This is a genomic window from Bacillus sp. ISL-55 (assembly GCF_018613155.1).
Taxonomy (GTDB): Bacteria; Bacillota; Bacilli; order Bacillales; family Cytobacillaceae; genus Mesobacillus.
This window is the reverse complement of the sequence record NZ_JAGGQU010000031.1, coordinates 95,398-119,384: the sequence shown is the minus strand read 5'-3', so window position 1 is coordinate 119,384 and position 23,987 is coordinate 95,398. Positions and strand designations below refer to the sequence as shown.

The 23,987-nt window shown below is 46.2% G+C and carries 18 protein-coding genes; 15 read left to right on the top strand and 3 right to left on the bottom strand.

Going from position 1 to position 23,987, the window contains the following annotated elements; all coding sequences use genetic code 11:
- The first annotated feature begins 83 nt into the window (after window positions 1-83).
- A complete protein-coding gene (locus J7E32_RS15320; RefSeq protein WP_214908850.1) occupies window positions 84-3,326 on the top strand; it encodes an AfsR/SARP family transcriptional regulator in 3,243 nt (1,080 codons plus the stop codon).
- A 17-nt stretch (window positions 3,327-3,343) separates the two neighbouring features.
- Window positions 3,344-3,745 (top strand): VOC family protein, encoded by a 402-nt coding sequence (locus J7E32_RS15315; protein WP_214908848.1) that lies wholly within the window; start codon window positions 3,344-3,346, stop codon window positions 3,743-3,745.
- A 24-nt stretch (window positions 3,746-3,769) separates the two neighbouring features.
- On the opposite strand, the gene J7E32_RS15310 is transcribed toward J7E32_RS15315, so the two are convergent.
- Window positions 3,770-4,087, bottom strand: coding sequence for a hypothetical protein (locus J7E32_RS15310; RefSeq protein ID WP_214908841.1), 318 nt, complete (start codon window positions 4,085-4,087; stop codon window positions 3,770-3,772).
- Between the two features lie 89 nt (window positions 4,088-4,176).
- Entirely contained in the window at window positions 4,177-4,434 is a 258-nt protein-coding gene (locus J7E32_RS15305; RefSeq protein WP_214908839.1) for a DUF3949 domain-containing protein, read from the bottom strand.
- A 225-nt stretch (window positions 4,435-4,659) separates the two neighbouring features.
- Here J7E32_RS15305 and J7E32_RS15300 point away from each other — a divergent pair, with 225 nt between their 5' ends.
- The 11 genes from J7E32_RS15300 (at window position 4,660) to J7E32_RS15250 (ending at window position 15,030) form a co-directional block, all read left to right on the top strand.
- Complete coding sequence (locus J7E32_RS15300) at window positions 4,660-5,871, top strand: substrate-binding domain-containing protein (RefSeq protein WP_483297613.1); 1,212 nt, start codon at window positions 4,660-4,662, stop codon at window positions 5,869-5,871.
- Window positions 5,872-5,958: 87 nt separating this feature from the next.
- Window positions 5,959-6,732 carry an ABC transporter ATP-binding protein gene (locus J7E32_RS15295; protein WP_214909008.1) on the top strand — a complete coding sequence of 258 codons (774 nt, stop codon included), beginning with the start codon at window positions 5,959-5,961 and terminating at the stop codon, window positions 6,730-6,732.
- Window positions 6,710-7,417, top strand: a complete 708-nt coding sequence (locus tag J7E32_RS15290) for an ABC transporter ATP-binding protein (protein ID WP_214908835.1) — start codon at window positions 6,710-6,712, stop codon at window positions 7,415-7,417. The genes J7E32_RS15295 and J7E32_RS15290 overlap by 23 nt, the downstream gene beginning before the upstream one ends.
- Window positions 7,418-7,434: 17 nt before the next feature.
- Window positions 7,435-8,295, top strand: a complete 861-nt coding sequence (locus J7E32_RS15285) for a branched-chain amino acid ABC transporter permease (RefSeq protein ID WP_214908833.1) — start codon at window positions 7,435-7,437, stop codon at window positions 8,293-8,295.
- 4 nt (window positions 8,296-8,299) lie between these two features.
- The gene (locus J7E32_RS15280) at window positions 8,300-9,313 is read left to right on the top strand and encodes a branched-chain amino acid ABC transporter permease (RefSeq protein WP_483297612.1); all 1,014 of its coding nucleotides are present in this window, start codon (window positions 8,300-8,302) and stop codon (window positions 9,311-9,313) included.
- A complete protein-coding gene (locus J7E32_RS15275) occupies window positions 9,313-9,492 on the top strand; it encodes a hypothetical protein (protein WP_214908831.1) in 180 nt (59 codons plus the stop codon). Before J7E32_RS15280 ends, J7E32_RS15275 begins: the two co-directional genes overlap by 1 nt.
- 296 nt (window positions 9,493-9,788) lie before the next feature.
- On the top strand, window positions 9,789-10,805 hold the full coding sequence (locus J7E32_RS15270) for a 3-oxoacyl-ACP synthase (protein WP_214908829.1): 1,017 nt from the start codon (window positions 9,789-9,791) through the stop codon (window positions 10,803-10,805).
- Complete coding sequence (gene phaZ, locus J7E32_RS15265) at window positions 10,805-11,704, top strand: intracellular short-chain-length polyhydroxyalkanoate depolymerase (RefSeq protein WP_214908827.1); 900 nt, start codon at window positions 10,805-10,807, stop codon at window positions 11,702-11,704. The genes J7E32_RS15270 and phaZ overlap by 1 nt, the downstream gene beginning before the upstream one ends.
- A 12-nt stretch (window positions 11,705-11,716) precedes the next feature.
- Window positions 11,717-12,457, top strand: coding sequence for a 3-oxoacyl-ACP reductase FabG (gene fabG / locus J7E32_RS15260; protein WP_214908825.1), 741 nt, complete (start codon window positions 11,717-11,719; stop codon window positions 12,455-12,457).
- A 545-nt stretch (window positions 12,458-13,002) separates the two neighbouring features.
- Window positions 13,003-13,338, top strand: a complete 336-nt coding sequence (locus tag J7E32_RS15255; protein WP_214908823.1) for a hydrolase — start codon at window positions 13,003-13,005, stop codon at window positions 13,336-13,338.
- Window positions 13,339-13,491: 153 nt separating this feature from the next.
- On the top strand, window positions 13,492-15,030 hold the full coding sequence (locus J7E32_RS15250) for a class I adenylate-forming enzyme family protein (RefSeq protein ID WP_286183292.1): 1,539 nt from the start codon (window positions 13,492-13,494) through the stop codon (window positions 15,028-15,030).
- A gap of 103 nt (window positions 15,031-15,133) precedes the next feature.
- Here the strand turns inward: J7E32_RS15250 and J7E32_RS15245 are convergent, their stop codons facing one another.
- Window positions 15,134-16,288, bottom strand: coding sequence for an MFS transporter (locus J7E32_RS15245; RefSeq protein ID WP_286183291.1), 1,155 nt, complete (start codon window positions 16,286-16,288; stop codon window positions 15,134-15,136).
- 226 nt (window positions 16,289-16,514) lie between these two features.
- Between J7E32_RS15245 and addB the strand changes: the two genes are divergently transcribed.
- A complete protein-coding gene (gene addB / locus J7E32_RS15240) occupies window positions 16,515-20,090 on the top strand; it encodes a helicase-exonuclease AddAB subunit AddB (protein WP_214908821.1) in 3,576 nt (1,191 codons plus the stop codon).
- Window positions 20,083-23,883, top strand: coding sequence for a helicase-exonuclease AddAB subunit AddA (gene addA / locus J7E32_RS15235; protein ID WP_214908819.1), 3,801 nt, complete (start codon window positions 20,083-20,085; stop codon window positions 23,881-23,883). Before addB ends, addA begins: the two co-directional genes overlap by 8 nt.
- The last annotated feature ends 104 nt before the right edge of the window (window positions 23,884-23,987 follow it).

Genomic DNA, 23,987 nt, shown 5'->3' with positions numbered 1-23,987 from the left:
AAAGACTCGTCAATTTTCGAGTCTTTTTTTAATTCATTTATGTTAGACTTGCATCATTATAATAAAACCAGGGCGGAGATTATATGCAGGGAACATTGCCATTGATCAAAACAAAATTAATTGTTCCTGGCTTACAGGATCAATGGATCAGAAGGGCCAGATTATCGAAAAAAATGAAAGCGATTACTCAAAAGCCGCTGACCATCATCCAGGCAGGTGCCGGTTATGGAAAGAGCACAGCTCTCGCATTGCATGTCAAGGATCAGAACCAGTCATGCTGCTGGTATACAATCACTTCTTCGGATGACGATATTCTCCCGTTTCTATCCTATTTGACAGCCTCGATTCAAACCTTGTTCCCGGATTTTGGCCATGAGTTAATCTCTTATATGAAAAAAATGGACCGTTATATAAGAGAAGAGGAACTTAGCATGCTCTCTTCGCTTTTCATCAATGAGGTACTCCAAATACCTGAACAGATCGTTGTCATCCTGGATGATTTCCACGCAATCGAACATTCCTACCATATCAACGTCTGGATAGAAAAACTGCTGGAGCACATGCCGGGACATCTCCATCTTGTTATTTCGACGAGGACGAAGCCCGGCTGGAAAGTGCTGGCTAAGTTAAGGGCTAAAAATGAATTGAATGAGATATCAAAGATAGATTTGATTTTTGGCAAAGAAGAAATTGAACTGCTCCTTTCTGATTATTATCAGCTTGCTATCAGTGACGAACAGATCGACCAGTTGTATCAAATTACAGAAGGATGGGTCATTGCCATTGGAATGATCGCTCAGCAGCTTCCTCACCTGCAAAGCCTGGATGATCTCCTGGCAGAGCCGGCAAAGTCGCTTGAGGACCTGTTTCAATACCTGGTTCATGAAGTGTTTTCGAAACAGCCTCCAATGATCCAGCAATTCCTTGAACAGACAAGTATCTTTGAGGAAATAAGTACGGATATCTGCGATCACATCCTCGGTATGAACGGTTCCATCCAGATGCTGCAGCAGCTGAATGCGAAAAATCTTTTCATCCAGCAGATAGGCGACAGCCAGTTCAGGTATCATGCGCTTTTTCGAGAATTCCTCGAGAACAGGCTGATTACTAGCCAGCCTGGTCAATACAAAGGATTAATGATGAACAGTGCCCATTATTTTGAAAAAAAGGGGCAGTGGGAAGAGGCATTATACTGTTATGAGAAAATTGGCCAATACAGCGCTGCTGCAGCGATAATGGACGAACAGGGGATGGAGCTTCTCGAAATGGGGAAGCTCGAGAATCTGCAGGAGCGGCTAGCGAGAATCCCACTGGAAGACAAAAGCCGCTATTGTTCCCTTTTATTTCTTGAGGGAGAAGTGTACCGCTATCGCTCATTGTACAAGCAAGCGGAAGCATGCTATGAACAGGCAATACAGACAGCTGACAGGATGGGAAATGCAGTTTGGAAAAGCAAGGCACTTGAGGGCAAAGCAAAAATTTATCTTGATACAATCCAGCCGCTTAAAGCTGAGCGCATCTTAGCTCAGGCAATTGAGCTTCGGGAAGCGGAGATGCTTGAAGATGCCGCGGAGGAAACGGGAAGGCTCTATCGCCTGCTTGCTGAAAACCTGATCAATTCCGGGCAGGCATTGAAGGCAGAAAGGTGGATTGAACGGGCAAGGTCGATGGGGGTTCTTATAGAGGATGGAAACCTGGAAGCCCGGTTATATTTGAGGACCGGCCGATTTCAAGAAACGAGAAGGATTTTAACGGATGCAAAGGCGATTGGCCATCTGGATGAAAAACTGCATTTGCCGCAATCACACAGGGAGACAGATCTTCTTCTGGCATTGATTGAAGCTTTTACAGGCAATGGCATGAAGGCAAAAACTTTATCACAATCAGGGATACAGTATGGGATTGATATCCAAGCTCCGTTTGTGGAGGCTTGCGGATGGATCAGGATGGGGCATGCCGTTCAACTCATTGAACAGTACGATCTGACCCTGGCTGAAAAATGCTATGAAACGGCACTTGAAATCATGGGACGTCTGAGCATCGAACGAGGGAAGGCAGAGCCGCTGATGGGATTGTGTATTCTTTACGGCTCAAGGCGTGAATATGAGCGGGCTGCTGAGGCTGGACGAAAGGCGCTGCTTGAAACAGAACAGGTGAAGGATGTCTGGCTTTCAGCACTTATAACGCTTTGCCTGGCGATTGCGTCAATTTATAATGACAGGCACAAGGAGGCGTGCGAGAACCTTCATAAAGCAGAGGGGCTGATCAACCAGTGTGGTGATGAATATGGCAGGATGCTGCTGTCGTTTTGGAAGTCCTATTATTATTTTTCATTGAATGAAGAAGAGGAATTCAGATCAGCATTTTCAAGCTTTTTAAAATTGATGAAGACAGGCGGATATGAATTTTTCCTGAAGAAGCGGACGACATTTGGGCCGCGGGACTTGCAAATGTTCATACCTATGCTCATTGAAGCGGTAAAGCAATCCATTGTGCCAGGATATGCAGAGAAGCTGTTGGAGGATTTGAAGATTCATCGCCTGAGTACTCATCCTGGCTATACATTAAGGGTGCAAACGCTTGGCCAGTTCCGGCTCTGGCTGGGGGACAGGGAAGTGGAGGACAGGGATTGGCAGAGGGGAAAGGCAAAAGAGCTGTTCCAGCTTTTCTTGACAAGGAGGAACCAGTTCCTGATGAAGGAGGATATTTTCCAGATTCTCTGGCCGACCCATGAGGAAAAGAATGCAGACAGAGATTTTAAAGTTGCCCTGAATGCCTTGAATAATGTCCTGGAGCCTTCGCGCAAAGCGAGATCCGCCCCATTTTTCATTATCAGGGAAGGAGCGGGATACGGAGTTAACCCCCAGGCAGCAATCGAACTGGATTCGCGTATATTTGAAGAATGGGCAGAAGCCGGCCTTGAAGAGAAGAATACGGAAAAATCAATGGAAGAACTAGAGCGTGCATTGAATTTGTATAATGGGGATTATCTTCCTGAACGACGATATGAGGACTGGTGCCTCAATGAGCGAGAAAGGCTGCTTGTTTACTTTTTGCGAAGTGCAGAGAAACTGGCGCAGCTAAATGTAAGGCGTGAAAACTATGATGCTGCCATTCATTGGTGCCAAAAAATCCTCCACAGAGACAGAACATGGGAGGAAGCCTATCGATTGCTGATGTTTTGCTATTATCGGAAGAACAATCGCCCGCAAGCCATCCGCTGGTATAATAAATGCAGTGAAGTGCTGGAGGAAGAACTTGGAGTCACTCCGCTCGATCCAACCAAGCATATGTATGAAATGATTATTGAAGGACAAAATCAATAGACTTACAGGAGGATGGAATGGAAACAAAAAGACAGATTCACAGTTCATTGAAGGTTTTATTGGTATCGGACCTGGCAAAATCGCGGAAGTTTTACAGTGATGTACTAGGCTGTGAGGTGACCGACTGGTGGGCCATCCGAGATGGATTTTCAGGACTGGCAATAAAACTGCTGGAAGCCAGCGACCCCAAGGAAGTGAGGCCTAATCCGCCGGCATCAGGGGAGCAGCAAGGGTTCGACCTTTATTGCTATGTGGAAGACTGGAATTCGCTTGATGAGTTATATCGAGAATTCAAGGAAAAGGGTGCGCAAATCGCCATCGATCCATGGGTTGATGAAAATAATGGCCCTTGGAAAGAGTTTGCAGTCAAAGATCTTGATGGCTACTGCATCGCTTTTGGCGGGACAGACGGCTTTTGACTTGGAACTGATGCTATTACTGCCTTAGGCGACAGTTAGAACGGTGTCAAAATAACTCTTCAGGATCAGCCATCTTGCAGGATAGGTTGCAGCGAAATCTTCGATAGATTCATTGGAGTACATCAGCAGGCAATCAATCTGCTTTCTATGGAGTTTTAAATCATAAAGCAGTGCATGTGGAATCGTATAATGCTCGTTCAGCTGGTATGGATTCAATTTTACAGGCTGAATATTCTCTTTCTTCATGAAATCAAGCAGCAGGCTTTGCTGAATTTCAACACTTTCATCCTGGACGTGTCCATTTATATGAATCTTTTCATTGATCAAATAGATTCCCATCATAGAAATCCCCTCCATGTTTTTGGCAATTTAGTAACGTTATTGCCATAAAAGTTGGAGGGGATACTTTTTTATTTGGAAGATTTAGTGTTTTACCGTTGCCGGTACTTATAAATTAATCCTGCAATGATATTTGCCGGAATGAACAAAATATTCGATTGCAGGTTCATATGAAGGATTTCTTCCTGCACAGGCATTTCCTCGTACATTTGACTTTGTGAAAGCTGCTTCTGTTTCTTTATTTCTTCCATTCTTTTGATATATCTGTACTGGATCGGCGTCATGATGATGGTTGTAATGATCCATGGAAGTGTGAAAAGGATCAGGATAAACAAAAATACGGAATCCATCGAAGTTGTCCCCCTTTTTTATGTATCTCTCTATACGGAATACGCCTCTTTTGGGTTTCACTTTTCATTCATTTTTAGAACTTCAACAACTAATTTTCTGCATGATGTAACTCATTTGTAACTGGCATTTTTTAAGATGATGTCAAAGCTAATGGGCTTTGGAATCAACATTTTAAAGGGGGAAAGGAAATGAAAGCTGGTCAGCGGAATTTTGTTTTATCATTTATGCTCATTTTGGTACTGTTGTTTACAAGTGCCTGCAGTGGATCGGGAACTGAGAAGTCAGGAGGCACTGAAGGGAAGAAAGAAGGGAACTCAGAACCGAAGAACTCAGAACCGATTAAAATTGGTGTGCTGGCTTCGCAGACAGGCGGTCTTGAAGCTTATGGGAAGCAGACTCTTCGCGGGTTCGAGCTCGGCCTTGAATACGCCACTAATGGAACAAATGAAGTCGCGGGCCGAAAAATTGAATTCATTGTGGAAGATACAGAAACCAAACCTGAGGTAGCGGTCCAGAAAGCGACGAAACTTCTGGAAGAGGATGAAGTAGATTTCCTGGTCGGATCTTCAAGCTCAGGTGACACGCTGGCAGTCCTGCCGCTTGCCGAGGAATATGAAAAAATCATGATCGTCGAGCCAGCTGTAGCAGACAGCATCACAGGCTCTGAATTCAATGAATACATCTTCCGTACGGCGCGTAACTCATCACAGGATGCTGTTGCGGGTGCTGCTGCAATCGCGAAGGATGGTGTGAAAATCGCGACTCTTGCTCCGGATTATTCTTTTGGACGTGATGGCGTTGCAGCGTTTAAAGAAGCAGCCGAAAAACTTGGCGCCGAAATCATCCACGAAGAATATGCAGATCCAGCTGCAACTGACTTCACTTCGAACATCCAGAAAATCATCGACCAAAAGCCTGATTACTTATTTGTTGTCTGGGCGGGCGCGAATTCGCCATGGAACCAGATTTCAGATATGAAGGTCCAGGAAAAAGGCATCAAAATCTCTACTGGTGCACCAGATATCGCTGCACTTGCCACGATGGAGCCGCTTGTCGGCATGGAAGGCTTCACTGTTTATTATCATGATCTCCCGCAAAATGACATCAATAAATGGCTTGTTGATGAACATAAAAAGCGCTTTAACGGTGAGCTGCCAGATCTATTTACACCAGGAGGCATGACAGCTGCGATGGCGATCGTCGAAGCATTGAAGAAAACAGAAGGGGACACTGATTCCAAAAAGCTGATTGAAACGATGGAAGGAATGAGCTTTGAATCACCAAAAGGAAAAATGACATTCCGTGAAGAGGACCATCAGGCACTCCAGGCATTATACGCAATCAAGCTGGAGAAAAAAGAAGGAGTCGACTATCCAGTCCCTGTCCTGATCCGCGAGCTCTCTCCAGAAGAAACAGCTCCTCCAATCCGGAACTAAGTGTTCATAATGAACTTCGGTAACTCAGCCGAAGTTCATTATGCTTTTACTGAATCGAATGTAATCCAATCAAAGGTGGTGAAGTACATGACGGCAATTATCGAGACGAAAGAGCTTAGCATTACATTTGGCGGCCATACCGCGGTAGACTCTGTCAGCATCTCAGTCCCGCATAATCATTTTAAATCAATCATCGGTCCGAACGGTGCCGGGAAAACGACTTTCTTCAACCTGTTGAGCGGGCAGCTCGCGCCGACGAAAGGACAGGTCATGTATAAAGGCATTGATATCACAAAGCTCTCTCCGACTAAAAGAACAAGGGCGGGAATTGGACGGTCCTTCCAGATTACCAATGTATTCCCCAATCTGACAGTGATGGAAAATGTCCGTCTTGCGGTACAGTCTCATGAAGGAGTCCGCTACAAGATGCTCAGGCATTTTCGTTCCTTTAAAAAATTTGAGGAGCAGGCAGAAGAGTGGTTGAAGCTGGTGTTGCTCGATGACAAGAAGGATGCACTTGCAAGGAACCTTGCACATGGTGAGAAAAGGAAGCTGGAGATCGCCATGCTGCTTGCTTTGAACACAGAGGTGCTGCTGCTCGATGAACCGACGGCAGGCATGTCACTGGAAGAGGTTCCGGCAATCCTCGAGGTAATCAGGAAAATCAAACAACGCGGCGACCGGACGATCATTTTGATTGAACACAAAATGGATATGATCATGGACCTTTCTGATTCCATCATGGTTCTGTTCAATGGCGCACTGCTTGCTGATGGTACGCCAGAGGAGATCATGAAAAATGAAACGGTTCAGTCTGCCTATTTGGGAGGTTTGCATAGTGAACACGCTGCTGAAGCTTGAACAAGTTGAAACATTCATTGGCCAGTATCACATCCTTCAAGGTATTTCATTTGAAGTGCCAAAAGGGGAAGTTACGGTGCTGCTTGGCCGGAATGGTGCCGGTAAAACAACAACACTCAGGACCATCATGGGCCTGAACCCCTCTGCTAAAGGTTCGGTTCAATTTAAAGGAGAAGAAATACAGAGTCTGCCAACCTATTCGATTGCAAACAAAGGAATTGGATATGTTCCAGAAGACCAGGGGATCTTCGCCGGCCTGACTGTCGAAGAAAATATCAAGGTGGCAGTCAAAAAAGAGAACGCTGAGACCCAACAGCGACTGGATTGGATTCTTGATCTTTTTCCTGATTTGAAGAAGTTCTGGAAAAAACCAGGCGGGCTTTTGAGCGGAGGCCAAAAGCAGATGCTTTCTATCGCAAGAGCATACGTCAATGATAATGAACTGCTCTTGATCGATGAACCGAGTAAAGGCCTTGCACCAATCGTTGTCGAGAAGGTTATGGAATCCATCCAGCAAATGAAGGATAAAACGACAATCATCCTTGTAGAACAAAACTTCATGATGGCCAGCAGTATTGGCGACAGCTTTTACATCATCGATGATGGCAGGACGGTTTCGAACGGCTCGATGAACCTCCTTCGTGAGGACGAAGAAATGAGACGGAAATATCTCGGCATTGCGTAGGAAAGGGGGAAGAAAGAGTGGACGTACTGATTAACTTGAGCCTTAACGGCCTTGCCACGGGAATGCTGATCTTCCTTCTGGCAGCCGGTCTTACTTTGATATTTGGGTTGATGGATGTCCTAAACTTTGCCCATGGTGGTTTGTTTGCCTGGGGTGCGTACAGTGGCATTTGGATTTATACGTCTACAGGGAGTTTTTTTATTGGGATCATCGGTGCCATCCTTACTGGCATGATTCTTGGAATTGTAACCGAGCGTTGGATCATCAAGCCGGTTTACGGCAACCATGTACAGCAAATATTAATCACGCTCGGCTTGATGCTTGTTTTATCAGAAATGTTAAAAGTGGTCTGGGGACCTAACCAGATTTCAGCGGTAACCCCTGATTACCTTTCTGGCAGCTGGGAGTTTGGCGGCATCATCATCATAAAATACCGGGTTTTCATTATTGCCGTGGGATTTGCTGTATTCCTTGCTGTACAATACCTGCTGAAAAATACAAAGGTCGGCCTGGTCGTTCGCGCCGGCGTCATGAACAAGGAAATGGTCCAATCTCTTGGCGTCAACATCCAGAGAGTATTCATGTTTGTGTTCATGATTGGGGCAGGCATGGCTGCCCTTGGGGGAATGCTGCTAGGGCCATACTCCGGGGTGATTTATGCCGACATGGGGATGGAATTCGCGATCCTCGCATTCATCGTAGTGGTTATTGGCGGAATGGGCAGCTTTACAGGCTCGGTGATGGCCGCGATTCTGGTTGGATTGTCAGGTTCTTTCATGGCTTATTATGTGCCAGACCTGGCGCTGGCCGCTAACATGCTGCTGATGGCAGTGGTATTAATTTTCAGGCCGCAGGGCTTATTCGGGGCAAAGGGGTGAGGAAATGATGACAAGAATGGTTTCGAGTCGCATGAACATCTTATATTTGCTTGTCGCCGGTTTCCTGGCCGTGCTTCCTTTTGTCTATGATTCAAGAAGCTTGCTCATTCTTCTCTCTCAGGTGTTCATTTTTGCTGTATTGGCAATGAGCTATGACATCCTGCTCGGATACACGGGCATTGTCTCGTTCGGCCATGCGATGTTCTTTGGCATCGGGGCTTACACGGTTGGTGTCTTTATGAAAAGATTCGAACCAGAAACGAGCTACTTTCTGCTTGCTGTCCTGGTCACGATCCTGCTGACTGCTGTGGTAAGTTATTTTGTCGGGCTGCTGACACTGCGGCTGAAAAGTCATTTTTACGCAATGCTGACGATGGCATTCGCCGGACTGTTTTTAGTGCTAGCCGAAAAATGGCGCACTGTTACTTATGGAAATGATGGCTTCACTTTCAGGGTACCGGACTTCCTTAAGGACCGGACTGACTTTTACCTGATTTGCCTTGGTTCGATGGTCATTGTCTTTATTTTATTAAAAAGATTCACTAATTCGCCGCTTGGAAGAGTCCTGCAGGCGATTCGGGAAAATGAGCAGCGGACAGAATCGCTTGGATTCAGCGTTTTGCAATATAAAGTCATTGCCAGTGTCGTATCGGGAGTCATCGCTGGTATTGCGGGGATTTTATACGCAGTTTCCTTAAGATTCGTGAACACAAGTGTTTTTACCATGGATATCACACTTGATGCCTTGCTGATGACAATCATTGGCGGTGTCGGGACGCTTGTCGGGGCGATTATCGGTGCGGGAATCATCGAGTTTTCGCATCACTGGCTGACAGAACTGGCAAAGGTTCACTGGATTTTCGAAAGATGGATCATCTTTTTCGGAATCATTTATATCCTCGCTGTCATGTTCTTCCCAATGGGCATCGTCGGTTCTTTGCAAAAACTGAAATTCAGAAAGAAAAAGAAAGCATCTGTTCCGGTTGAATCAGAGACTGTCAGCCAGGGAGATACGTGATGGAAACAAAGCAAGTTACATCATTCGTCCTTCGTTTCCAGCTCGCGGACATCGAAATGGACAGCGGCACAAAATATTGGAGAGTCAAAGTAACATATGTGCAGGAAGAAAAGGAAGCCATGTTTGATTCGATAGAGTCGGCAATGGAATTTATTAAAGGAATTGTTGGAGATTCATAGAATGGATTTTCTTTTAAAAGTATAAACTTTTGCACTTAGATTAGTGTCTAGCTCCAGCGCCTAGCCAGTTTTCATCGCTGTGAGTGCCTCCTCGAGTATCTTGCGAGAAGCGTTAGCTTTGAGCAGCTCGAGGTCGCTTCAGTCCTGCCAATGAAGTCAAAGAACGACTTCACTGTCAGGCCCTCCGAGGCACAGGATGTGCTAGACCCGCCAGCCACAGGACGTGGCGTTTTAGGCGGGCAGCGCTTGTCGGGGCTGACCAAGGCGCTTGCGCTTTTCTAGAAGGAGGCAAGTAGATGCAGATTGGCATTGTCAGTACGGGAATTTACCTTCCTGAAAACCATATCACAGGAGAGGAAATTGCCAGGTTGGCAGGAATTCCCGAACAAGTTGTGGAAGAAAAAATGGGAATCAGGAAAAAGCCGGTGCCAGGTCCTGATGATCATACATGTGAGATGGGAATCAGAGCTGCAAGAATGGCATTGGAAAAAGCAAACATGGATCCAATGAACATTGACCTTGTCATCTATATTGGTGAGGAATACAAGGAGTATCCATTATGGACAGCAGGAATCAAGCTGCAGGAGGAAATCGGTGCAAGGAATGCCTGGGCCTTTGACACGGCACTAAGATGCGGAACGACCGTGATGGCCCTGAAGCTTGCAAAAGGGATGATGCTCTCTGACCCGGCGATCAATACCGTTCTCCTTGCTGGGGGCTATCGTAATGGTGATTTCATAGATTACCAAAATCCGAGGACAAGGTTCATGTATAATCTTGGGGCCGGCGGCGGTGCGATTCTATTGCAAAAGGGCCATGAGGAGAATGTGCTGCTGGAAACAGAAATGATTACGGATGGCTCTTTTTCCGAGGATGTGGTCGTGGTTGCGGGAGGAACGAAAAATCCGATTTCTGCGGAGACCCTGGAGCGAGGCCTGTACCAGCTTGATGTTCTCGATCCACAGGGAATGAAGGAAAGGCTCGAGCAAAAATCGATGGCAAATTTCCTGCAGGTCATCTCTCGGTCCATTGAAAAAAGCGGATTTTCCAAAAAGGATATCTCCTATGTCGGGATGTTACACATGAAGCGTTCGGCACATGATTTTGTATTGAGGGAGCTAGGGCTTACAGATAAAAACTCTATCTACCTCGAAGACTATGGGCATATTGGACAGATTGACCAGATCCTGTCGCTGGAACTGGCAGAAAAGGCAGGGAAATTGAAGGACGGGAATGTAGCAGTTCTTGTCAGTGCAGGGATAGGCTATGCGTGGGGCGCAACAACCATACGTTGGGGAAAGGGTGTGCTGTAATGGAAAAAACGGCAGTGGAAATGAAGAAGGCTGGCTTGCCAAATGGGGAGACATTCGCTTATAGGGAGCGGGATGGCGGAACCAAAAATGTTCTTTTAGTCCATGGCAATATGACATCTTCCAAGCATTGGGACTTGTTGATTGACGCGATTGACCCTGAATATAAAGTTTTTGCGGTGGACCTTCGGGGGTTCGGTGGATCCAGCTATCATAAGCCGATCATGTCAATCAAGGATTTTTCCGATGATGTAAAAATGTTTGTAGATGAAATAGGGCTGAAGGAATTTGCACTTGTTGGCTGGTCGACGGGAGGAGCAGTAGGGATGCAGTTCGCCGCAGATTACCCACGTTATTGTGAAAAACTTGTGCTGCTCGCATCTGCATCAACGAGAGGGTATCCGTTCTTCGGTACGAGTGCAGAAGGTCTGCCGGATATTAACAACCGTCTGGTTACTTATGAGGATGTAAAGGCGGATGCTGGTAAAACGATTGCCGTCCAGACGGCCTATGACCAGGAAAATAGAGGGTTTTTAAAGGCAATGTGGAATATGTTGATTTATACCGATCGTCAGCCGGAAGATCGTCTCTATGACGAGTATGTTGATGATATGCTGACACAGCGCAATCTTGCTGAAGTCTACCATTCTCTTAATACTTTCAACATCAGTGCTTTAAATAATGGCTTGAAGGATGGAACAGGCCAGGTGAAGGATATCCAGATTCCTGTGCTTGTGCTCCGGGGTGACAGAGATTTAGTGGTCACTGAGAGGATGGCAGATGAAATTGTTGAGGACTTTGCAGGGCGTGCAAGGTTTGTGGAATTGAAGGATTGCGGCCACTCGCCATTAGTGGATGATCTGGACCAGCTATTGCAGCATATTGAAGGATTTTTAGAGTAGGAAGGTGTTTTTATGAGATTGAAAGATAAAGTAGCGATTATTACAGGTGCAGCGAACGGAATTGGGCTTGCTGCAGCTAAAACTTTTGCTAGTGAAGGCGCGAGGGTTGCCATGGCGGACTTTGATGAGGAAACAGGATCAAAACGAGCAGCCGAACTGTCTGCTGAGGGCTATGAAGTCGCTTTTTTTCAGGTGAACGTTGCTGACAGGGCCAGTGTGGACTCGTTGGTCCAAAACGTTTTAGGACACTTTGGCAAAATCGATATTTTAATAAATAATGCAGGCATCACAAGGGATGGGATGCTTCATAAGCTTTCGGCAGAGGACTTTCAAAAGGTCGTTGATGTCAATCTGACCGGCGTATTCAATTGCGCTCAAGCGGTTGTGCCAGCAATGGTCCAGCAAGGTTCAGGGAGAATCATCAATACATCATCCGTTTCCGGCATATATGGGAACGTGGGACAGACAAACTACGCAGCAACAAAAGCCGGAGTCGTCGGGATGACGAAAACATGGGCAAAGGAACTCGGCCGCAAAGGCATCAATGTAAACGCTGTAGCGCCAGGTTTCATCGAAACGGGCATGACCGCAGCGGTGCCAGACAAAGTGATTGAACAAATGAAAATGCTTGTCCCGCTTGGCAGGCTCGGTTTGCCAGAGGATATCGCACATGCCTACCTATTCCTCGCCTCAGACGAGTCCAAATACGTGAACGGCACCAACCTCCATGTCGATGGCGGGATCATGATGTGATTTTAAAAAGCGCACTTGCTGCGCTTTTTTATTTTGGGTAGGTATGGGGAAAGGAATGATTTCTATTCTATTGGAGTTTAAATTATTCAACCAGGAATAAAACTGCTCCAACCGTGAATAAATTTCTTTCAACCGGGAATAAATCTGCTCCAACCGGGAATAAAATTGTTCCAACCGGGAATATTTGCTGCAACCGTTAAATAAATCATCCCAATCGTATGAATATTCGAGCCAACCGTTAAATAAATCTTCACAACCGTTAAAATAAATCCTCAAATCCTGGAAAATCCTCCCGACTGATATTAAAAACGACCCCACTCGTATTAAAAATGCGTCAACTGGTATTAAAACTGTTCCAACTGGTATTAAATCTCCCCTAACCGGTGTTAAAACTAACTGTTCCCTCTGCGAATGGTATAAAGGTGCTCTAAAATACCAAAGGATGCATGGCACTTCCAACCTTTTCAATTCCCCGAATTATCTCTTTAGGATTAACCTATCTCCAAAAGTGGTAAATAGTATTAAAAAAGGATGGGGTGTTATACATGGAAGAAACAAAGCAGACGTACTACTTTAATATAGAAAGCGGTGAGGTTCTGGACACACCAGCTGAGCCTGAGGGCCATTTATTCACGTTGCTGGCGACAGGTGAAGAAATCAAGGATTTGCGGGAGTATCTCACCGAAAACTATAAAGCCGACTGGGCAACATACGGAAATTCCCATCTTCATCCTTTCAAGGACCCGGACCGTGAACATGCTGAATATGACTTTACGATGAAGGAGATTTACGCGATGGTCTACAAACTGGGTGATGCTGAAGCCAGGAACCATGTAAAAAGCATGGGATTATTTACGGAAGAAGAGTTAAGAGGCATATAAATTTTTGACACCATGGCAGATGCTGTGGTGTTTTTTGAATTTTACCTGAAAGTTTCTTACTCCAGCTTCAGCGCTTGACGGGCTGACCAGGGAGCTCGCGATTTTGTTTTATGTAACTATCCTGTAACTCCCATTTCCTAAAATAAACCCATCATGACGAGAGAGGGAGAGATTGCGGTGAGGTGGGAGCTCGATTGGCTTGAAGCGAGAGCGAGTTTGACCCCGGGGGCCGTTGCGGTTGTCGATGCAGGTACAGGTCAGGACTGGTCGTACAGGGAAGTCAATGATCGGGCTAAAGCTATCGCAGCGTGGCTGCAAACAGAAGGGGTAAAAAAGGGAGACAGAATAGCCTTGCTCGCGCCAAATGGAATCTGTTATTTTGATTTGCTGTTTGCTTGTGGAAAGATTGGTGCAATTTTTGTGCCGCTGAACTGGAGGCTTTCTATCGATGAATTAGCCTATATTATAAAAGATTGTGAACCCACGATCCTTGCGTTCCATTCAAGTTTTACAAAAGAAGTGACGATGATCTGGGGCGAGGAAAATCGCTGCATTCAAATAAATGGTACCCGATTCTCGAGGCTGATTGACTCCGGCCAGCATGAAATGCGCGAAATGGATTTGGATGAAGAAGACCCTCTGGCAATGATTTATACAGGCGGGACCACCGGCAAACCAAAAGGAGCGGTTCTGTCACAACGGGCAATCATCTGGAATAGCATTTCCACGATCGCCAGCTGGAATCTTACGAATGAAGACCGAACGGTGACATATTTACCATTATTCCACACAGGGGGTCTGAATGCTCTTTCCGTTCCAATCCTGATGGCAGGGGGCACCGTCGTCCTGGCCAATGATTTTACACCGGAAAGTGCGATTAATAATTTAATTGAGCATAAGTGCACAATCGTCCTGTTTGTCCCTACGATGCACCATATGCTTATAAAATCTGATTCCTTTCAAAAGGCAGTATTCAAGGATATAAAGCTATTTTTATCAGGAGGGGCGCCGTGTCCGCTTGAAATCTATGATGCTTACAAACAGAAGGGCATCGCCTTCAAGGAGGGTTATGGCCTGACAGAGGCTGGCCCAAATAATTTTTACATAGACCCTTCAGAGGCGGATGTAAAAAGAGGCTCAGTCGGCAAGCCAATGTTGTTCCATAATATCAGGATCCTGAATGAAGACGGCAACGAGACTGGATCGGATGAGGTCGGTGAACTCGCCATCCTGGGGAATCATACATTTTCATTTTACTGGAAAAATAAGAGCGCCACCGAAGACACCTTGAAGGATGGCTGGCTCTATACAGGCGACCTGGCAAAAAGGGATAGGGATGGTTATTACTATATTGTCGGCAGGAAAAAAGAGATGATCATCACGGGCGGAGAAAATGTGTATCCGCTGGAGATTGAACATTGGCTCTGTTCCCACCCTTCTATCCGTGAGGCGGCAGTGGTCGGCATACCCGATGAAAAATGGGGAGAAGTCGTAACTGCCTTCATCGTTCTTGAAGAAGGAGCCGATTTTGGAGAGCAGGAAGCCAAAAAGCATTGCAGGGAGAAGCTGGGCGGTTATAAAGTACCGAAAGTGATCCATACCATTGGCCAGATGCCGAAGACACATGTAGGCAAAATCGATAAAAAACTGTTGAAGGAAATCGCAGGTAAAAATCAGAAGCCAGTCAGCTAAAACTGTGATGTATGAAAATAAGTTTAAGAAATAAGGCTCACTTTCAAAATATAGTTTTCCGGTCGGATATCCAATCTGCAGCTAGAAACATGAAAAAGGCATTTCAGCCAGCGTTTGCTGACTGGAATGCCTTTTTTTGAATCAAAATACAAAGCACAATGTTTACAGAGAAGAGTGAAGACAAAAGAATCATGACTTCGCTGAAGGGAAGCAGGGCCGCGACCGGCGGAGCGAGGCTGGCACCGGTCAGGAGGATGAATGAGTAAAGTGACAATGCTTTGGCTCGCTGGCTGCTTCCATAGAAACCAATCAAGGTAATGACGGTCGGGATCACGAGTGAAATCGAAGAAACAAAAAAGATCGAGAAGAAAATCAAAGCTCCGGTGCTTTGGAAGAAAAGCAACAGGAGCGCGCTTGTTGACCCGATGGCCAATCCGAACATCAATGTTCTTAGCTCGCCCCATCGATCCATCAGTTTGCCCGTGAAGAGGGAAAGAGATGCGCCAAGCAACCCAACAAGACGGATCATCAGAAGATCTGATTCAGGACCGATAAAAAAACGTCCATTTGCATCATAAAAAGCGATAATCGCAAACAACAGTGAGAATGTAATACTATAGCATTTCATCAAGCGAGAATCTTTTAGCAATTGAAAAAATATTCTCCATAAAGGCTTGCTTTCTACCATCTGTGGTGGTGATTCTTTCAGCAGGAAAAAAGCAGCAGCAAATAGAATAAAATAGACAACTGAGAAGAAAAAGAAGACGCTGTTCCAGGAAAAAACATCGGCAAGAAAGTCACTGGCAACCTGCCCGAAGATTCCCGCGATTAAAAATCCGGTATTGATCAGGACAACAAGGATGGTCCTCTGGCGAAAATTGAATACATCATAGGAGTAGGCGAAAGCCACTGAAGCGAAGGTAGCCAAAGTGAGCCCCTGCAGCGAACGGGCAATCCACAAACTGAGAGATCCGGCAGAAAAGCCGACGCCCAGTGTCGTCAGTGCGGAGGCCAAAAGTCCGAACACGAGGATTTTCCTTCGGCCTGTAAAATCGGATACCGGTCCGAATGAAAGCAGTCCGCAGGCATAGAAAAAAGTGAATAGCCCTCCGGCGAGGACAACGTGGGATTCAGCAATCAACAGGTCATCTGCAAGGACTGAATAAATTGGAATCAATGTATAAATATTGCTTGCGACCATGATGGCGCAAAGTGTCAGAAGAATGGAAGCCTTGTGAAAAAAGGACATGGATTTCATGTATATCACCTGCCACCACTAAGATATGCAGACACCGCTGATTTTGCAGGTTGTTTTGGGAAAAATTAACGGGCTTCCTGCTTCCAAAATGGCCTGAAAAAAAGGTATAATGAATGATATATAGAACAATCGTTTGGTAGGTAGAAGGCGCATAAATTTGAAGCGCCTTTTTCAATTTTAAAAGTGATACAGAGATAGATATTTTAAGAGAGAAAGGGGAAGTCAGATGTCTGTACGTTTAGTACTCGGGCGCTCGGGTAGCGGGAAGACCGAGATGATCATAAATGAAATCAAGGACAGGCTCCTAACCGACCCGCAGGGGGATCCGGTAGTTTATCTTGTCCCGGAACAAATGTCATTCCTTTCCGAATACAGATTGTCCACTGACCCTGAGCTTGGGGGGATGATCAGGGCGCAGGTATTCAGCTTTCCGCGCCTTGCCTGGAGAATCCTGCAGGAAACAGGCGGGTACACTCGCCAGCATTTGGACAGCGTAGGGATCAGCATGATGATCCGAAAAATCATTGAGGATAAAAAGGACGAGCTGAAAATCTTCCAGAAGGCAGCGGATAAGAATGGTTTTGTCCAGCAGATGGAGCAGATGCTGATTGAGTTCAAACGCTATGCGATCAATCCGGATGAGCTCACTGGAAAAATGGAGGAAAGCTCCGCAGGCAATAAAGCGCTGAAGGATAAAATCCATGATCTTGAGTTAGTCTATCGTCAATTTGAAGATGAACTATTCGGCAAATATATCGATTCAGAGGATTACTTTAAACTGCTTGCCGAGAAAATCCCTGCCTCGCAATATTTAAAAAATGCGGAAGTATACATCGATGGTTTTTACAGTTTCACACCCCTTGAAATGATAATCATTGATCAGTTGATGAGCACTTGTAAACGGGTGACAATCGCCCTGCCCGTCGACCAGAGTTTCAAAGATGCTCAGCCTGACGAACTGCATTTATTCAGGATAACTGGAGAAACCTGTGCAACACTGCATGAAATGATCAGGACAAAAGGCTATGAGCTGGAAGAAGAAATCGTGTTGAACGAGCAGAGACGCTGGCAGGAGGATTCCCTTAAGCATCTAGAAAGGGAATTCGATTCCAGACCTGCTGTCAAATACAACGGAGAGGCTGCCATCCATATCGCCCAGGCTGCCAACAGAAGGGCTGAACTTGAAGGAGTTGCGCGCAAGATTATCGGACTTGCAAGGGATCATGGTTACCGTTACCGCGATATTGCCGTACTGATGAGAGGCAGCGAATACCGTGAAGTGCTTGAAACGATATTTGACGATTATGGCCTGCCTTACTTTATTGATCAGAAGCGGAATATGCTCCATCATCCATTGATTGAGCTAGTCCGTTCCAGCCTTGAAACGGTATTGGGTAACTGGCGGTATGAACCGATTTTCCGGGCTGTAAAAACGGACTTATTGTTCCCGGATGGCGTTAATCTAAACAAGATGCGTGAACAGATGGATGTGCTGGAGAACTATGTTCTTGCATATGGCATCCAGGGAGTTAAATGGACGAAAAAAGAACGATGGAAATACCGGAGAATCCGCGGCCTGGAGTATGACGGTTTAGCCCAGACAGATGCAGAAAAACAGACAGAACAGGAACTTAATGATCTGCGGCTGTTGATTACTTCTCCGCTGCTTCGGATGGCCCGCCGCTTGAAGCGTGCTGAGACGGGAAGGAAGCTTTCGGAAGCAGTCTATCTATTCATGGAAGAGCTTGATATACCAGCCAAGCTTGAGTCATGGAGAATGGGTGCTGAACAGGAAGGAAAGCTGGTAGAGGCGAGGGAGCATGAGCAAGCCTGGAATGCAGTAATCAACCTTCTTGACCAGTTCGTCGAGATGCTTGGTGACACCAAGGTCGCGCCAAAACAGTTCGTGACGATTCTTGATGCTGGCCTTGAATCACTGAGATTCTCCCTTATTCCGCCGGCGATTGACCAAATATTGGTTGCAGACCTTGAAAAGACACGGCTTGCCGACGTTAAAGCCGCATTTGTTATCGGCGTCAACGAAGGTGTCCTGCCTGCGAAAATGACGGAGGAAGGAATTTTTGCGGATGATGACCGGGAGCTCCTGCAGTCAAAAGGCATAAAGCTTGCCCCAAGCAGCCGCACGAAGCTGCTGGACGAAAGCTTTATTGCCTACAAGGCTTTTGTGACACCATCGGAACAACTGTATATCAGTTACCCGATCGCCAATGAAGAAGGAAAAGCCTTGATGCCATCTTCATTCATTAAAAGGATTTCTGATCTTTTCCCTGAACATCAAACACATTTCTTCCTGCCGGATCCATCGGAATTGCCGGAAGAGGAGCAAATAGAGTACGCAGCTGGTGAAAATGTTGCTCTGTCTTATCTGACATCCCAGCTTCAATTGAAAAAGCGCAATTATCCAGTCTATGATTTTTGGTGGGATGTGTACGATTATTATCTGAACGATCATTTGTGGGCTGATACTGCACGCAAGGTTCTTTCAAGTCTATTTTACGAAAACAGGACGAAGCAGTTGTCTGAAGAAGTCACGAAGGAGCTATACGGTGATGAAATTCAGGCCAGTGTATCAAGGATGGAATTGTTCAATAGCTGCCCATTTTCGCATTATGTCCAGCATGGTTTAAAGCTGCGTGACCGCCAGATCTTCCGTCTTGAAGCGCCGGATATCGGTGATCTCTTCCACGCTGCTTTGAAGGAAATTGCCGAGACCGTCATGCAGCAAAACCTCAGTTGGGCCCAGCTTACAAAAGCACAGGCTGAAGAACTGGCAAGGGATGCCGTCCAAAAGCTGGCACCAAAACTGCAGAATGAGATCTTGATGAGTTCGAACAGGCATCATTATATCAGGCAGAAGCTGCAGAATATCATCAGCCGGGCTTCGCTTGTTTTAAGTGAGCATGCCAAGGTCAGCGGATTTTCACCGGTAGGGCTGGAGCTTGGCTTCGGCCGCCAGGGAAAACTGCCGCCGCTTGCTTTTTCGCTGAAAAATGGCACCAGGATGGAACTGATGGGCCGGATTGACCGCGTTGATAAAGCAGAGGATGACCAGGGAATGTACCTGCGGGTCGTCGATTATAAATCGAGCGTGAAGGATGTCAATTTGACTGAGGTATATCATGGTGTGGCCCTGCAGATGCTCACCTACCTGGACATCATCATCACTCATTCGCCATTGTTGGTCGGCAAGCCTGCTGACCCGGCGGGAGTCCTTTATTTCCATGTCCATAATCCTATTGTCAACGCATCGAAAATGCTGACTCTTGATGAAATCGAAGAGGAAATCCTCAAACGTTTTAAAATGAATGGATTGCTGCTTGGTGATGAGAATGTCATCAGGATGATGGATAAGGGGCTGGATACAGGCAGTTCGCAGATTATTTCCGCAGGTTTTAAAAAGGATGGAAGCCTTCTGAAAAGCTCCAAAGTCGCCAGCAAGGAAGATTTTGACCATTTGCGGCAATTTGTCCGCCATAAGTATGTGGAGACCGGAAACAGGATCGTCAGCGGAATCGTCGATGTCGCGCCGTATAAGCTTAAGGACAGGGCACCATGTACATTCTGTTCCTTCAAGCCGGTCTGCCAGTTTGACCAGGGAGTGGAATCGAATGATTTCAGGAAGCTTCCGGTCATAAAAAAAGAAGATTTGCTAGCATCTCTACGCCAAGATCAAGGGATTGAGGCGAAAGATGGCTTGCCAGGTATAAATGATAGATTAGAAGAAATCAAGAAACAGGATATTCAGGCATCAATAAGAGAGGAGGAAGAGGATCTTGGCTAAAACAAATATACCGCCAGTACCGGAAGGGGCAACCTGGACGGAAGACCAGTGGAAGGCGATCATGGCTTCTGGACAGGATATCCTTGTAGCAGCGGCAGCAGGTTCAGGTAAAACTGCGGTGCTTGTCGAGCGGATCATCAAGAAAATCACTTCGGAAAGCCATCCGATTGATGTTGATGAACTGCTCGTCGTGACCTTCACCAATGCATCCGCGGCAGAAATGCGCCACAGGATTGGAGAAGCTCTCGAAAAAGCAATCGATAGCAACCCGGCTTCGACCCATTTGAAAAAGCAGCTTAGCCTGCTGAACAGGGCGTCTATTTCAACACTCCATTCCTTCTGCCTTGAAGTGATCAGAAAATATTATTACCTGACCGATGTAGATCCTGGTTTCAGGATTGCAGATGAAACTGAAGGACAGCTGCTTCGTGACGAAGTGATTGAGGATTTATTTGAAGAAGAATATGGAAAGGCAGATAACCAGGACTTTTTCAACCTGGTGGATGCGTTCACGAATGACCGCAGCGATGAAGGATTGAAGGATATCATTGTTGACCTTTTTGATTTCGCCAGATCCAATCCTTCTCCTGATGCATATCTGGATTCAATTGTTTCAATGTATGATGCAGCAGACAGCGCAGCAATGGAGGATCTGCCTTTCATGAAGGTGCTTGTTGCGGATATTGAGCTGCAGCTTCAGGGAGCGAAACAGCTTTTGGAAAAAGGGATGGAGATTGCCAGGATGCCTGGAGGGCCTGCGCCAAGGGCGGTTAATTTTACAGAAGATCTGCATGTGATTGATACTTTGCTTGCTGCAAAAGACCGATCATGGGCAGAGCTTTATGATGCGATTCAGCTGGCCAATTTTGGCAGGGCGAAAACATGCCGCGGTGATGACTTCAACAAGGATTTTGTCGACAAGGCAGCCAAGCTTAGGGACCGTGCAAAGAAAATCGTCCAGGATTTGAGAGGGGAACTGTTTTCACGAAAACCTGAAAGCTTTTTGAGGGATATGCAGGAAATGAAGCCATTGATCGCTGTCCTGATTGATCTTGTAAAAGAATTCTCAAAACGGTTTGGAGAAGTGAAGCAGGAGCGTGGCCTCGTTGATTTCTCTGATCTTGAGCATTATACATTGGAAATTCTCACAGCTAAATCGGATTCGGAAGAAGAATTGTCTGCAGGTGAATCTAAACCTTCAGAGGCAGCACTCGCCTATCGCAATAAATTCAAAGAAGTGCTGGTGGACGAATATCAGGATACAAACATGGTACAGGAAGCGATCCTCCAGCTCGTGACTGCTGAAGGTGAAGTATCAGGAAACCTGTTCATGGTTGGAGATGTTAAACAGTCGATCTACAAGTTCCGTCTGGCTGAGCCTAATCTGTTCCTTGGTAAATACAACAGGTTCACATCAAATGGTGAAGGAACAGGCTTGAAAATAGATCTGGCCAAGAACTTCCGGAGCCGCAGGGAGATTCTTGATGGGACCAATTATTTATTCAAGCAAATCATGGGGATCAAGGTTGGCGAAATCCATTACGATGAGAATGCTGAATTGAAAAAAGGAGCGCCTTATCCTGAGGATGACGAGTTTCCTGTGGAGCTGCTCCTGGTTGATAAAAGCGAGGGCTCATCATCAGAAAGTGATTCTCCAGAAGATAGTGAAACGGCAGCAGATGAATTCGACGCAGATGATCTGGAGCAATCCCAGCTCGAAGCAAGGCTGATGGCGAAGCATATCAAGGATATGGTAGAAGAGCGCCGGGTTGTTTACAATCCAAAGACGAAGACCTCAAAACCCGTCAACTACCGTGATATCGTCATCCTCCTCCGCTCGATGACATGGGCGCCGCAAATCATGGAGGAGTTCAAGCAGCAGGGGATTCCGATTTACGCAAACCTGTCCACTGGTTATTTCCAGGCAACAGAGGTAGCGATCATGATTTCTTTGTTGAAGGTGATCGACAATCCATATCAGGACATCCCTCTCGCTGCAGTCTTGAGATCCCCTATTGTTGGACTGGATGAAGAAGAGCTTGCCATCATCAGGGTCAGCCAGAAACGCGGTTCCTTCTATGAAGCACTGACAGCGTTCTGCCTTCAAAAGCCGTTGCCGGAAAATGAAGGGTTGCATGAGAGGACAAGTCGCTTTTTTGAAAGTTTAAAGAGCTGGAGGACTTCAGCAAGACAGGATTCAGTTTCTGATTTGATCTGGCAATTATATAGAGAAACACGGTTCTTCGATTTTGCCGGCGGGATGCCAGGAGGCAAGCAGCGCCAGGCAAACCTGCGTGCACTATATGACCGGGCGAGACAATATGAAGCCACGAGTTTCCGCGGCCTTTTCCGCTTTTTGCGATTCATTGAGCGGATGAGAGAGCGAGGAGATGACCTTGGCGCAGCCAGGGCTCTTGGGGAACAGGAAGATGTGGTCAGGATCATGACGATCCACAGCAGCAAAGGCCTTGAGTTCCCGGTAGTCTTTGTTGCCGGGCTTGCTCGGAATTTCAATACGATGGACCTGAAGAAATTTTACATGCTGGACAAAGAGTTTGGCTTCGCAGCAAAATATATCAATCCTGAGAAGCGAATTTCCTATCCATCCTTGCCTCAGGTAGCCTTCAAGCGCAAGCATAAGATGGAAATGCTGGCAGAGGAAATGAGAGTACTATACGTTGCCTTGACGCGTGCCAAGGAAAAGCTTTACTTGATAGGATCAGTCAAGGATGCTGAAAAAACGATCAGTAAATGGCAGGACGAGGCAAGCCATCCGGACTGGCTGCTGGATGAATACTTAAGGGCGTCAGCTTCGGGCTATATTGACTGGATTGGCCCAGCGGTGATCCGCCACCAGGATTGTGACTCAATACGGGGAAGTGAAGGTATCCTTCATCCAGCATTGGGTGAGGAGATTAAAAACCATCCTTCCCGCTGGAAAATCAAAACCATAAAAGCAGAGGAAATCGCTTCATATGGTGACGAAAAAACTGAAAAGCACGAAAGCCTGATGGACCTAGTTGCAGCAGGAAAGCCTGTAAATAAAGAATCAGATTTGGCAGAAACGGTGAAAAGGCAGCTTTCATGGACTTATCACTTCAAGGAAGCAGCAAACCACCGTTCCAAACAGTCCGTTACCGAGCTGAAGCGCAACCATGAAACCAGGGATGAAGAGAGCGGTACGCAGATTGTCAGGAGGTTCTCAAAACCAATCCTCAACAGGCCAAGATTCATGCAGGAGAAAAAGCTAACACCTGCAGAACGGGGAACGGCGATGCACATGGTCATGCAGCATATCGATCTTAACCAGCCAGTAACGGAAGCTTCACTCGAGATACAGCTGGAAAAGATGGTGGAGAAAGAGTTGCTTTTCCCGGAGCAACGCGATGCTGTAGATAAAAAATGGATACTTGCCTTTTTTGAAACGGAGGTTGGCAAACGGCTATTGACAGCTGAAAAAGTCAGCCGGGAGGTTCCATTTTATCTGTCTTTGCCGTCAAAAAAGGTATATCCAGATTGGCAGGGAGAAAACGAGCCAATTTTCATCCAGGGGGTAGTCGACTGCATCTTCCAGGATGAAAAAGGAACAGTCCTGCTTGATTTTAAAACGGATGGCATCCATGACCGCTACAAAGGCGGCTTTGAACAGGCAAAGCCGATCCTGGAAGAACGCTATCGAATCCAGATCAGCCTGTATGCCAAAGCAATCGAACAAGTATGGAAGCAGCCAGTTGAAGAAAAGTATTTGTATTTCTTCGACGGCGGCCATCTGCTTGAACTAGACCAGCTATAAAATAATGTTAAAAACCGGTGGGATGTGAATAATAATCCTGCCGGTTTTTTTGTTCATTTTGAAGAAGTGTCGATAGGATGTAGTAAGGGCTATATCGGCCAAAC

What these genes read in the sequence shown, in the direction of transcription:
- J7E32_RS15320 (WP_214908850.1), top strand. Translation starts at nt 84, where the DNA reads ATGCAGGGAACATTGCCATTGATCAAAACAAAATTAATTGTTCCTGGC.
- J7E32_RS15315 (WP_214908848.1), top strand. Translation starts at nt 3,344, where the DNA reads ATGGAAACAAAAAGACAGATTCACAGTTCATTGAAGGTTTTATTGGTA.
- J7E32_RS15310 (WP_214908841.1), bottom strand. Translation starts at nt 4,087, where the DNA reads ATGATGGGAATCTATTTGATCAATGAAAAGATTCATATAAATGGACAC.
- J7E32_RS15305 (WP_214908839.1), bottom strand. Translation starts at nt 4,434, where the DNA reads ATGGATTCCGTATTTTTGTTTATCCTGATCCTTTTCACACTTCCATGG.
- J7E32_RS15300 (WP_483297613.1), top strand. Translation starts at nt 4,660, where the DNA reads ATGCTCATTTTGGTACTGTTGTTTACAAGTGCCTGCAGTGGATCGGGA.
- J7E32_RS15295 (WP_214909008.1), top strand. Translation starts at nt 5,959, where the DNA reads ATGACGGCAATTATCGAGACGAAAGAGCTTAGCATTACATTTGGCGGC.
- J7E32_RS15280 (WP_483297612.1), top strand. Translation starts at nt 8,300, where the DNA reads ATGATGACAAGAATGGTTTCGAGTCGCATGAACATCTTATATTTGCTT.
- J7E32_RS15275 (WP_214908831.1), top strand. Translation starts at nt 9,313, where the DNA reads ATGGAAACAAAGCAAGTTACATCATTCGTCCTTCGTTTCCAGCTCGCG.
- J7E32_RS15270 (WP_214908829.1), top strand. Translation starts at nt 9,789, where the DNA reads ATGCAGATTGGCATTGTCAGTACGGGAATTTACCTTCCTGAAAACCAT.
- phaZ (WP_214908827.1), top strand. Translation starts at nt 10,805, where the DNA reads ATGGAAAAAACGGCAGTGGAAATGAAGAAGGCTGGCTTGCCAAATGGG.
- fabG (WP_214908825.1), top strand. Translation starts at nt 11,717, where the DNA reads ATGAGATTGAAAGATAAAGTAGCGATTATTACAGGTGCAGCGAACGGA.
- J7E32_RS15255 (WP_214908823.1), top strand. Translation starts at nt 13,003, where the DNA reads ATGGAAGAAACAAAGCAGACGTACTACTTTAATATAGAAAGCGGTGAG.
- J7E32_RS15250 (WP_286183292.1), top strand. Translation starts at nt 13,492, where the DNA reads ATGACGAGAGAGGGAGAGATTGCGGTGAGGTGGGAGCTCGATTGGCTT.
- J7E32_RS15245 (WP_286183291.1), bottom strand. Translation starts at nt 16,288, where the DNA reads ATGAAATCCATGTCCTTTTTTCACAAGGCTTCCATTCTTCTGACACTT.
- addB (WP_214908821.1), top strand. Translation starts at nt 16,515, where the DNA reads ATGTCTGTACGTTTAGTACTCGGGCGCTCGGGTAGCGGGAAGACCGAG.